Annotated in this window: 6 protein-coding genes; 4 read left to right on the top strand and 2 right to left on the bottom strand. The window is 69.0% G+C overall.

Annotated features, from left to right (window positions below; translation table 11 throughout):
* Positions 1–173: 173 nt before the first annotated feature.
* Together PH203_RS06860 and PH203_RS06855 are read right to left on the bottom strand one after the other, a co-directional pair.
* Entirely contained in the window at positions 174–3,878 is a 3,705-nt protein-coding gene (locus tag PH203_RS06860; protein WP_289917523.1) for a LamG domain-containing protein, read from the bottom strand.
* A 340-nt stretch (positions 3,879–4,218) separates the two neighbouring features.
* Entirely contained in the window at positions 4,219–4,983 is a 765-nt protein-coding gene (locus PH203_RS06855; RefSeq protein ID WP_289917521.1) for an SIS domain-containing protein, read from the bottom strand.
* A gap of 182 nt (positions 4,984–5,165) precedes the next feature.
* Between PH203_RS06855 and PH203_RS06850 the strand changes: the two genes are divergently transcribed.
* From PH203_RS06850 to PH203_RS06835, 4 genes are all read left to right on the top strand, one after another.
* Positions 5,166–6,047, top strand: a complete 882-nt coding sequence (locus tag PH203_RS06850) for a MurR/RpiR family transcriptional regulator (RefSeq protein WP_289917517.1) — start codon at positions 5,166–5,168, stop codon at positions 6,045–6,047.
* A gap of 153 nt (positions 6,048–6,200) precedes the next feature.
* Positions 6,201–10,487 (top strand): NEW3 domain-containing protein, encoded by a 4,287-nt coding sequence (locus PH203_RS06845; RefSeq protein ID WP_289917515.1) that lies wholly within the window; start codon positions 6,201–6,203, stop codon positions 10,485–10,487.
* Complete coding sequence (locus PH203_RS06840; protein ID WP_289917513.1) at positions 10,484–11,155, top strand: peptidyl-prolyl cis-trans isomerase; 672 nt, start codon at positions 10,484–10,486, stop codon at positions 11,153–11,155. The genes PH203_RS06845 and PH203_RS06840 overlap by 4 nt, the downstream gene beginning before the upstream one ends.
* A gap of 115 nt (positions 11,156–11,270) precedes the next feature.
* Positions 11,271–12,647, top strand: coding sequence for an extracellular solute-binding protein (locus PH203_RS06835; RefSeq protein ID WP_289917512.1), 1,377 nt, complete (start codon positions 11,271–11,273; stop codon positions 12,645–12,647).
* The last annotated feature ends 1 nt before the right edge of the window (position 12,648 follow it).

Raw genomic sequence — 12,648 nt, 5'->3', positions numbered from 1 at the left:
TGCCAGAGTCAGCGCCTGCACCAGCAGCCGACCGGCTCCACCTCTTCGCCCCTTTGATGTGCCCCTGCCATGTCTCACGTCGCGCCCCGTTTTCGTCAATGAAGAAAGCCAGAGAAGAACAGAAAGGAATGCGGAACCGGGGCAGCGCGCTCAGCAGGCTGCCCCGTCGCTGCTCAGTCGCCCACGGTCTCCTCGACCTGATCCGAGCTGGCCATCGCGCCCGCCCACAGGCGGACCTCAGTGACCCGGCCCGACAGGTAGTACTTCCAAGCGCTGCTGTTGAAGCCCTTGCCGATGGCGAAGTCGCCTGTGCCGATCTTCGCGGTGAACGCCTTGTCGTCGCCGTTCTGCACGGCGCCGACATACAGGCTGATCGTGCCGTCCTGGGCGTTGAAGACACCGGTCATGCGGACCATGCCGTCCACTACCGCAGCCTCCTCCGAGGTCACCGCGCTGAACGTGCCGTCAGAGTTGAGGCGACCGAAGCGCCAGAAGCCCTCCGGGACGGTCTTCTCCTCCATCGTCTCCTCGTCCAACACGGTCTTCTTGTCCGTCAGCTCGTACCAGAAGCCCCACGCAGAGCCGTCCGACGTTCGCTGGCCAAGCACCTGGCCGATGTACCCGATGCTCTTGTTCTTGAGCGTGTCGCTGTCCAGACCCGCCAGGGCGGTCACCGTGAACGACCCAGTGTCATCCACGACCGGCCCAGCCGCCGTCGCCGCGGCGTCCACGCCGTCCAGCACGATCGCCTCACCGTCGAGCGACGCGCCGTCGGCCAATGTCAGTGAGCGGTCGTATCCGGAAGTGGTATCCGCGATGGTGGTGCCGGACCCCTGGTCAGCCGACCAGTTCGCGACCAGCTCCACATCCGCGTACGTCTGCGACGTCAGCTGCCGCGCCTCGTCAGTGATCTCCTCATCGGACAACAGGCGCTGCCACACCTTGGGTTCGTCGATGCTGCCCTTGAAGTAGTCCACGTAGTTGTCGCCGTACAGCAAGCGTCCGATTTGGAACGCGCCGTCGGCGTGCCAAGCCGGACCGGAGTCGGCCGACGCCTGGAGCTTGCCGTTCACATACAGACGGATCTTCTGAGCCGTGGCGTCATGAACGCCGGCGACGTGCGTCCAGACTCCCTTGGGCGTCGTCGCCGGTGCCGCCGCCTCGTGGGAGGCACCGCTTTTGTCCAGCACGCGCATGCTCCACTTGGTGCCGTAGGAGATGATGAACGGGCTGTATTTCTTGGTGAACGGGCTCGTAGTCGCCGGGGACTGGCTCAGCGCAGTGACAGTGTTCGTGGTCGTCGGGTCCACCCTCACCCAGGCGCTGACCGTGTACGACTGCGAGGTGTCCAGAACTGTGCCAGCCGTGGCCGCGTAGCCCGTGCTGCCATCGAGCGCCAGTCCCTTGTCCGTAACCTGCGTCGACAGCGGCATGCCCGCCGCATCCCTCGTGATAAGGCCTCGACGGCCGCGGGTGTCTCGCGTGGCTCCCCCAACTAGCGTCGCATTGTCCGAGCCGTCCCAGGTGGCGGCGTCCACTGCCGCACCGTCGGCTTCGTCGAATTGCCATTGGCCTACTGGCTTCTGACCATCTGCGACCAGAAATCTGACGACGTTCTGCTCGCCGTACCGGCCGATGCCGTCCTTGGCCCGCACGTACAGGGTGTAAAGGGTCGCCTTCGTGGGCGTGATGAGAACAGAGACCGAGGAACCCTTCTGGTCAGGCGACCATGCCGCTGTCGACGACAGCTTGTACTGGTAGGCGACGTTGGTGTCACCAGTGGCAGGACCGAAAGTAAACGTGGCCTTCACCCCCGGCCCACCATGCGCTGTGCAGTCGTTGGTCGTGCATGCCTTATAGGGGGTGTCGATGGTGATGGCCGGTGCCTTGGGCGCGGTGGAGTCCACCTTGAAATAGCACCAGCCGGTGGTGGAGGCGTTCGACGGTCCGGGAAGTTGGCTCTTGCCGTCGTTGTAGTACGACCGCACCCAGGCGCGGTAGCGGTAGAGCGTGCCGTCCGTGAGGGTGGACCATGTGAGGTTCACTTTGGTGTTGTCGCCGACGTAGCCGGTGGAGGGGCGCTCGTCGCCGTTGCCCGCCGGGGTGTCCACCCAATTGCTGCCGCTCTTGTGATTCAGGTCGTAAGCGATGCGCAGTTGGGCTTCCTTCTCACCGCCGGCCTTCGTCTGCGCGGTCGCGGTCAGGGTCGGGGTGGGGTCAGAGACGACCGCCGGGTCGCTCTCGTCGGTCTCGCAGACCGTGCCGGAACCGGTGACCAGACCGATCGCGCTCGGCTTGTCGGGCACACCCACGAACTTCACAGCGAGGACGGCGTCGTTCTTGAACCGCTTCCAGGCCGAGGCGTCACTCTCGTCATGTGCCTTGATCTCCAGAGTCAGCCGGGAGAAACTGCCCGCCGCAAAGTTCGCCACGGTCGAGGTCAGATTCTCGTTGGTCTCCTCCGGGTTGTCGTTGAACTCGATCGGCGCATCCGGGGAGTCCGGGTCACACAGCGAACCGCGGCCCGCCGAGACGTGCCGGTCCACCATGAGGTCCAGTTCCTTCGGGCGCGACGACCATGTCGTGGCGGAGGAGATGTTGTTCGTCCGGACAAGGTCCACCCAGCGCGGGTCACACTGGAACGCCCACGGCTCCGTCACCCGGAACGTCGCGTCCAGGACCTTCTTGCCTTTCAGGCTTGCAGGCGAGAACTCGAAGTACAGCTTCTGCACGTATCCCGGACCGCAGTAGTAGCCGTTCCAGGTGCCACACTTTCCCGCGCCCTTGCCCTGGTCGTCGTCGCCGTTTCCCCAGCCGTACGACTCGTAGCCGTCACTGCGCAGCAATGTGCGCTCCGACTCCCCCCACGTCACTGTCGGATCGATGAACAGCGGGAACGCGTCCGCGTCGGTCTTGGTGAGCATCGCCGTGTCGGGCACGACGGACAGCGAGTCCTCCGTTACCTGCACGTCCATCCGGGCGACCGTGTCGCCCTGGCCCGGCTCAACACCCGAACCTGAGGGAGCCGCTTCGGCGGGGTCGGCGGAGGCACCGCTCGGCTCGTCTTCCGCGAGGACCTGGGTCTTCATCAGCTGTGTCTGCGTACCGGAGGCTTCGCCAGTCACTGCGGATACATCGCCCGCCGAGTCCCACATCCGCGCCGGCGGTGCCCGGAAGACAGTCTGGCCACTTCCGTCAACAGCCGTCAGATTCCCGGCCGCCCCCTCAACTACGTCCACCCCCTGGGCCTTCAGCCCGAAGGTCAACTTCTTCAGCTCGTCGCTCGCCGCAGCTTCCGGCGTTTTCACCACGAACACCGGCTGGAAGCTCTCCGGCGTCACTGCCACCTGGAGATCCACACCCTGCAGGACCTCCGCGTACACCGCCCGCGTACCGTCCAGTTCCGGTTCCGGCAGCTTCCCCGGCCACCGCAGCTCCAGGGACTTGCCCGCATCCTCGATCGACACCAACGGCGCCTGCTCACCACCCGCCGAGAACGTCATCTCGACCGCTGCAGCCCTTGGCTCCACCGAACCGTCCGAGCGCTTCACCAAAGTCGCATCCGGCGCCTGCCACCCGCCGTCCGGCTTCGGCACCCGCACGGGAACCACCGACTGTTCCAGCGTGAACGTGAACCCGTCAGGGTTCGCGAAGACCGTCGACCGGTCCGTACGCTCCCCGACCATTTCCACACGCTCACCGGACTCGGCAGCCTGCTCCAAAGCACGCTGCCCTTCGGTCAGAGAAGAGGGATCCGGCTCCGCGGCAGACGCGGAAGTCTGCTGAACGGGTGGCGCTAGAACTGCCAGCAGGGCGGCGACCACGACCGCTGCGACCCTTGTACCGACATTCTGATCATGCCCATGCCATGTTGACATGCGTCTACCAGACGAGCCAAATCGCACCGAAACACGCCCCCCGTGTCACACGATCTTCAAATTGTGCCCATATTCAAACCACAGCCTCACCCTCCGTCAACCAAAGGCAACAGGACATCAGGCGCCCCAACCACTTTGAATGAGCCAGAACAACCTCACTCCGCACCAGGCGATTTGCCCGTGTTGGGAACGAATTAGTCAGCTTCTCAGTGCTCCCTTTCGGCCGACTTCATTCCGACACGCCGACGGTGGCGAACCCCAGTCAAGAACACCGTCGATGCGCAACGGACCCCCTGCGCCCCACCCACCGACCACACACCACCTCTGCCCCCGGTAGTGGTCAGCTCGCCGTACGCCGGATCCGCCCGGCGTACCGCTTCTCCAGTTCCAGGTTGCCCTCGAACCCGCCGGGAACGTTGGCCGAGACGTACACCGGCGGTCGTTCCCCGGCGGCGAGGAGCACCCGCGACGCCTCCGCCACCGCCATCTGCACCAGCATCACCCCGGTGAGCGTGGACAGCGCACAGACCGCGCCCCCGCCCGGCAGCTCCAGCAGCGCGTCCCCGACCGGGGCCGCGTTGTCGAGGACGACGTCGGCCAGGTCGGCGAGCTTCTTGCCGCTGGGGTGGCCGGCCGGGACGGCGTTGGTGTGGGTGAGGGAGGTGATGGCGAGGAGCTTGTGACCCTCTTCCTTGACTCGCAACGCCATCTCCACGATCACGTTGTTCACGCCGGAGTTGGAGATGACGACGAAGAGGTCCTGGGGGTGCGGGGCCGCGAGGTCGTACAGGCGCGCGGCCACGCCCGGTTGCCGTTCCAGGAGCGGGTCGTCGAGGACGGACGGGTCGTCGCCGCCGTACAGGACGAGGTCGGTGATGCCGAGGCGGTTCGTGGGGACCAACCCGCCCGCGCGGCCCGCGACTTCGAGGACCATGGCCTGTGAGTGGCCGGTACCGAAAGCCTGGATGACACCGTCGGCGCGTACGCAGTCGGCGATCAGTTGCGCGGCGCGGGCCACGTCGGCGCGGGCGGACTCGGTGATCTGCTGAAGGACGGACAGGCTCTGCTGCGCGAAGCCCTGGGCGCTGACGGACTCGACGGACACGCGGCACTCACTCCCCACTGATGGATTGAACCACCCTATACATCTCCATCGGTGAATCAATAAACCACAAGATGGGTGATGCATTCAATCGCCCGGCAATCGTCCGGCATCCGGCCCGTCGCGCCGACAGTCGGTACTGGTATTCACCGAGCCGTCTGAGCGGTGGCTGATACCTTCTCCTCATGCCTCCGACGGACGTCACGACACTGATCCGCACCGAACTGCCCCGGCTGGCCGGCTCCCTGCGCAAGGTCGGCGAGCTGATCCTGGAGGATCCGGCCGCCGTCACCCACTGCTCGGCCGCCGAACTGGGCCGCCGCACCGGTACTTCCCAGGCGACGGTGACCCGTTTCTGCCGGGCCATCGGCCTCGACTCCTACCAGCATCTGCTGATCGAACTGGCCCAGGAGCGCGGCCGCGGCCAGGTCTCCGACTGGGGCACCGCCGAGATCGGCCCGGACATCTCCCCGGACGACAGCCTTGAGCGGGTGGTGCAGGTCGTCGGGAGTGCCGATCTGCGCGCGGTCCAGCAGACCATCGACCGGATCGACCTCGACGCGATCGAGCGGGCGGCGCAGGCCGTGGCCCGGGCCCGCCGCATCGACCTGTACGGCACCGGCGGCAGCGGGGCGGTGGCGCTGGAGACCGAGACGCGGCTGTTCCGGATCGGCTGCTCGGTGCGCGGCTGGACCGAGGTGCACGGCGGCGCCACCTCCGCCGCCCTGCTCACCCCGGCGGACGTGGCCGTGGGCATCTCGCACTCGGGGGCCACCCGGGAGACCATCGAGCCCTTCGAGCTGGCGAAGGAGCGCGGCGCCACCACGGTGGCGATCACCTCGGACCCGCGCTCACCGCTCGCCAAGGCCGCCGACATCCGGCTCGTCTCCTCCGCCTCGGAGACCAACTTCCTCACCGGAATCGGCGGCCGCCACTCCGTCCTGGTGCTGCTCGACTGCCTGTACGTCCGGGTCGCCCAGCTCTCCTACCAGCGCGCGAGCGCCTCGCTGGCCCTGACCGACCACATCGTGCCGCAGCATTCGGCGAAGGGCCGGCGCACCCGCTGACGACCCGGCGATGACCCGCCGACGACCCGACGGCGGCCCGACGAGGGCAGTGATATTGCATAGATGATTCATCGAGAACACGCGTAGATGGTTGTTTGAACCATCCCGGCGATGCCAGGATGGGGCTCCGCCGAGCACTCTCGTAGGAGACCCATGCGCGTCACCTCTGTCGAGTCGACCGAGCTTTTCGTCGGAACCGCCGCGCAGCCGTACCAGGTCGTGGTCGCCGAGATCAGCCACGTCCCGGGCCGCACGGTCCGTCTCACGGCCGCGGGCCGGGGCGGTCTGACCAGCGTCGGAGAGACCCTGGTCACGACATCGGACGACGGCACCGCACGCGCCGAGATACCCGTGACCGGCGAGGGCGACGAGATCACGGTCGTCGCCGTCGACGGGGACGAGACCGCCCGGCACACCGCCCCGTTCACCGCCGCCGAGCCCGGCTGGACCATGTTCATGGTCAGCCACTTCCACTACGACCCCGTGTGGTGGAATACCCAGGCCGCCTACACCGAGACCTGGGACGTCGCCGACGACCCGGCCACGACCGGTCTGCCGGCCCGCACCTTCGACTCCCGCGGCCAGTCCGGGATGAGCCTGGTCCGCGCCCACTGCGACCTCGCGCGGCGCGACCCGGCGTACACCTTCGTGCTCGCGGAGGTCGACTACCTCAAGCCCTACTGGGACGCCTTCCCGGAGGAGCGCGCCTTTCTGCGCCAGCTGATCCGCACCGGGCGCGTCGAGATCATGGGCGGCACCTACAACGAGCCCAACACCAATCTCACCGGCGCCGAGGCCACCGTACGCAATGCGCTGTACGGCGACGGATACCAGCGCGGGATCATGGGGGCGTCGCCCGAGACCGCTTGGCAGCTCGACGCGTTCGGGCACGATCCGCAGTTCCCGGGGCTGATGGCGGACGCGGGGGTGACGTCGAGTTCCTGGGCGCGTGGGCCGTTCCACCAGTGGGGGCCGACGCTGTCCGTCTTCGGGGAGGAGCCGCGGGATCCCCAACGGATGCAGTTCCCGGCCGAGTTCGACTGGATCGCCCCCTCGGGGCGCGGGATCCTCACCGCCTACATGGTCAACCACTACGGCGCGGGCTGGGCGATCGACAACGCGCCTACCCTGCCGCAGGCGGAGCAGGCCGCGTTCAAGCTGTTCAAGGGGCTGAAGAAGGTCGCGCTCACGCGCAATGTGATGCTGCCGGTCGGCGGGGACTACGCGCCGCCGTGCCGTTGGGTGATGGACATCCACCGCAACTGGAACGCCCGTTACGTCTGGCCCCGGTTCATCAGCGCGATCCCCCGCGACTTCTTCGCCGCCGTGCGCGCACAGCTCGACGAGGAAGGCCGCAGGGCCTCGCCGCAGACCCGGGACATGAACCCGGTCTACACCGGCAAGGACGTCTCCTACATCGACACCAAACAGGCCCAGCGGTACGGGGAGACGCTCCTCGCCGACGCGGAGGCCTGGGCGACGCTGGCCTCCCTCACGGCCGGACACCCCTATCCCGACGCGGCGTTGGACAAGGCCTGGCGGCAACTGGTCTACGGCGCCCATCACGACGCCATCACCGGCTCGGAGTCGGACCAGGTCTACATCGATCTCCTCACCGGCTGGCGGGAGTTGTACGACCTCGCCGAGACCGTGCACGCCGATGCGACGCAGGCGCTGGCCGACCGGGTGATCCCGCTGCCGGGGGACGGCGCCGACCTCGTCGTCTTCAACTCCGCGACCTGGACGCGGAAGGACGTGCTGGCGGTCGAGGACCGCGGCCTCCTGCCGGTCGACGAGAGCACCGGACTCCCGCTGCCCTCCGTGCGCGAGGAGGACGGGCGGCTGAGTGTCGTCGTACCGGACGTCCCGGGGCTGGGCCTGAAGGCGGTACCGCTCGCCGAGGGCAGCGTCTCCGGGTGGACGGCGGCCGAAGGGGCCTCCATCCGCAACGAGTTCTACGAGCTGACGGTCGACCCGGCGCGCGGCGGCGGCGTCAGCAGCCTGCGGTCACACGGGGGCGGCGGCCGCGAGCTGCTGCGCCCCGGCGACATCGGCAACGAGCTCGTCGTACAGGAGGAGTACCCGAGGCACCCGCGTTTCGGTGAGGGCCCCTGGCATCTCACACCGACGGGCACGACTGCCGCCCGCAGCAGGGACGTCGAGGCCGAGGTCGAGGTCTCGCACTCCCCCGCCGGACAGCGCGTCACCGTCCGCGGCGACCTCGGGCTCTTCAAGTACACCCAGCGGCTGACCCTTTGGCAGGGCGTCGACCGGCTCGACGTGTCGACGACCGTCGACGGGTACGACGGTGCCGACCGGCTCATCCGGGTGCGCTGGCCGTCCGACGTGCGCGGCGGACTGCCGGTGCACGAGGTGGCGGACGCGGTCATCGGGCGCGGTTTCGGGTTCGTGGAGGTGGACAGCGAGCAGTTCCCGTGGACGCTCGACAACCCGGCGAACACCTGGTTCGGGCTGGGGTCCACCGCGCGGGTCGCCGTGCGGGACGGCTCCGGGGCGCTGCTCGGGCACCGCTCGATCGGGGTCGCCGAGCTGATCTACGCCGACTGGGACGTGGCCGGTGAGCTGGGCGCCGAGCTCGCCGCCGCGCTGGTCCGGGCCGGGGTCACCGCGACCTCGACCATCGCGGGCGGCCCCCGTTACGGCGATCTGGAGGTCGACTCCAACCTCCCCGACATCCGGATCGCCGTCGGCGGCCCCGACCGCAACTCCGTGGTCGCCGAGGCCCTCGGCTGGGATCCGGCCGCCGGGCGCGAACTGCGGCGGCAGCTCGCGGAGCGGGACGTGGCGGCGGTGTGGGTCGCGCCGCGGGCCTCGCTGCGGGAGGAGTGGGTGCCGGGCGCTGATCTGCGGGACCTGGAGCGGCTGCCGCTGCTCGTCGTGGCGGGCGGCGCGGACGACGCCAAGGCGGTCGACGCGCTCATCGCCGACCTGGACGACTTCACCGTCACGGCCACCGCGGCGGGCGGCGGCGAGGCCCTGCCGCCGGGCGACGCCTGGGACGGCCGGAGCTTCACGGTCCTGAACCGGGGCACGCCCGGCTGCGTGGTCACGTCGTCCGGCGACCTCTACATGTCCCTCATGCGCTCCTGCACCGGCTGGCCCTCCGGCATCTGGGTCGACCCGCCGCGCCGCACGGCCCCCGACGGTTCCGCGTTCCAGCTGCAGCGGTGGTCGCACACCTTCGAGTACGCGGTGGTGGCGGGCGAGGGCGACTGGCGGGAAGGCCGACTCCCCATGCGGGGCCATGAGTTCAACCACCCCCTCACCGCCCGGGTACGGGCCGGGACCAAGGATGCCCTGCTGCCCCGCAACAGCGCTCTGCTCCAACTGGAGCCCGCCGGTGAGGTGTTGCTGGACGCCCTGAAGCCGGTCGGCTCGCCCCTCGCCCGGGGCGGCACCGGCCGGCCGGACCCCGGCAGCGGGGTGGTCGTCCGCGTGCACGAGGTGAACGGCCGCCCGGTGCGGGCCCGGGTGGTCCGGCCGCACGGCTGGACGCGGGGCGCGCGGGCCGACGTACTGGAGAGGCCCGGGGAGCCGTTGGCGCCGGGGGCGGAGGGGGTCCTGGGCATCGAGCTGGAGGGCTTCGAGGTGGCGACGGTGCTCGCCACGCCGGTCCAAAGGGCCACACCGACCCAAGGGGCCACACCGACCCAAGGGGCCACACCGGCCGAGGGGGCCGCCGCGGCACCCGGCCCCGGTGTGGCCGCCGCCGAACCCGCCCAGCCCGTCCACACCCGCTACTGGCTCCACAACTCCGGCCCCGCCCCACGCGGCAACATGCCGGTCACGGTGTACGTCTCCCCCACGACGCTCACCGTCCACGACTCCGGACCCGTCACGGCGACCCTCCGTGTCGCTTCGGAACTCACCGACGCACCGGTGTCGGGCACGGTCACCTTCGAGGCGCCGCCCGGCTGGTCCACCGAGCCCGCGGAGCTGCCGTACTCCCTCGCCCCCGGCGGCTTCACCCTCACCGAGATCACGGTCACCCCACCACCCGCCCCCGAGCCCGGCCGCCACTGGCTCGCGGCCCGGCTGACGTACCGCGGGCAGACGTACGAGGACGTGGTGGCCCTGGACGTCCCGGACGGTCACACCGGACCGACGCTCGTGTCCCGGCTGGGAGTCGAACGGGTTGCCGTACGGCGGGGCGAACGCGTCCGTGTCCCGGTGACCTTGCGCAACACGACCCGGGGGCCCGTCAGCGGCGCCCTCTGGGCGGTGTCCTCCTGGGGCACCTGGGCGGGGGTCGCACCGGGCGTCCAGGGGTTCACGGTGGCCGGCGGGGAGGAGACCGAGGCGGTGATCGAAGTGGACGGGTCGGCGGTGCCGCCGGGGTCGTACTGGCTGATGGCGAAGGTGGGCTGGCACGGCTGCGTGGCCTACACGGAGGCCGTGGAGCTGGAGGTGCAACCGTGAGCGACCATGAACACCACGCGGCGACGGTGAACGGGACGGTCGTGTCCCGGGATCGCGTGAACGCCCTGCTGGAGGCCGTCCCGGCCCGAGACCACGAGGCCCGACCGGAGGCGTTCGCCCGGGCCGAGCGGCAACGAAGGCGCTGGGCGACGCAGGTGGTGGTCGTCGACGAGCTGGCCCGGCAGGCCTGCGCACGGCGCGGCCTGAGCGGCCCGGGGCTGAATCCAGGTACGGCTCCGCCGCGGGGCGCGACAAGCCACGACGGCGCCGCACCCGACGAGCAGCGGACCGTCACGGCTTCCCCTGCGGAGCTCGGGAGCATCGTGGCCGTCGCGCTGGCCCACTCCCCGGCCGCTCGCACCCTCCTCGAACAACTGGAACGCGAGCAGCTGATACCCGAGGAAGCGCTCTACGACTACTACGACCGCAACCGGGACCGCTTCCTCACCCCCGAGGCGCTGAGCCGCGGCGCCGACCCCTTCAGCGAGACCTCCGACCTCCTGCCGTACGACCAGGTCCGCGAGGGCATCGCCGGCGAGCTGCGCCGCGCCGCGGGCCACCGCGCCTTCTTCGACTGGCTGGACCAGGCTCGGGCCGATGTCGTGTACGCCCCGGGACACGAGCACCCCGGCGACCCCTCGCACCCGGACCACGAGCACCGGCACTGATCTCGCACGGAACCTAAAAGCAACATGGGAAACCATTGACCTCCGATGAATTCTGGTCCACCTTTTCATCAATCGGAGTCGAAGTTGGTTGATTGAACCAGTGAGGACCCATCACATGCGCGCAAAGAGACTGACCCGCATCCTGACCTGTGTCGCCGCCCTGTCGCTGACCGCCGCCGGCTGCGGTCTGTCCGGCGGTTCCGACGACGGCGGGGACGCCATGGCGGGCGGCTGCAAGGTCGACGAGCAGAACGTCGGGTCGGGCAAGCTCACCGGCGAGGTCAAGGGCGACATCACCTTTCAGACGACCAACTTGAAGAAGGACTTCGGGGACTTCTTCGACGGAGTGATCGCCGACTTCGAGAAGGCCCACCCCGGCACCAAGGTCAAGTGGATCGACGACCCGGGCGACAACACCTTCACCAGCCGCACGGTCGCGGACGCCCAGGCGTGCACGATGGCCGACGTCATCAACGTCAACGCCCCGACGGCGACGGCCCTGACCAAGGCCGGCTATCTGCTCGACATCGGCACCAAGGACCCCGACGCCGCGGGGCCCTTCGTCGAGTCGTTCTGGAAGTCCGCCGTCTTCAAGGACGCCGACGGCAAGTCGATCCACACCACGCTGCCCTGGTACACCGGCGGTGTCCTCCTGACGTACAACAAGGACCTGCTGGCGAAGGCGGGCATAGACCCGGCGAAGCCGCCGACGACGTTGTTCGGGCTCTTCGCCGACTACGAGAAGATCGCCAAGGCCTCCGACGGCAAGTTCTACGCGACGATGGCCAACCCGATCTGGCGGATCCCGGCCGACTTCGACCAGATGGGCATCAAGGTCCTCTCCGCCGACGGCAAGTCCGCCGTCTTCGCCGACGACCCGCGCACCACCCAGTGGGTGGAGTGGATGGCGAAGCTGTACAAGGAGGGCGCGATGCCGAAGGACTCGCTGTCCTCCAGCAACGACCCGTCCACGCTCTACAGCCAGGGCAAGGTGGCCTACGGTTCGACGAACCCGAGCTTCGTGCGGTTCGTGAAGCAGAACAGCCCGTCGGTGTACGCGAAGACGGCCGTCGGCCAGCAGCCGTACGACGCGCTGGGCCGCGCCTCGGCCGGCGCCCCGCAGTACATCTCGGTCGCCGCGACGAGCAAGAACGCGCCGACGGCACTGTCGTTCGCGGAGTTCCTCACCAACGCCGAGAACCAGACGGCCTGGTGCAAGGACCCGGCCGTGGTGATCTTCCCGACCACCGCGGAGTCGCTGAACGACCCGTTCTTCCAGAACGTCACCGGCAGCGACCCGTTCTCCCAGGCCCGCAAGCTCGTCGCCGACCAGCTCAAGACGGCCTCCACCAACCAGACCAACCTCTCCCCGGCCGTGCAGAACGCGATCGTGGCGCAGGTACAGCTGGCCATGCAGGGCAAGAAGAGCGCGGCGGACGCCGTGAAGGACGCCCAGGACAAGGCGAACGAGCTGCTGAAGCAGGCGGGCTGAC

It is taken from the genome of Streptomyces sp. S.PB5 (assembly GCF_030403745.1).
GTDB lineage: Bacteria > Actinomycetota > Actinomycetes > Streptomycetales > Streptomycetaceae > Streptomyces.
This window is presented reverse-complemented; position numbering and strand designations above follow the sequence as displayed.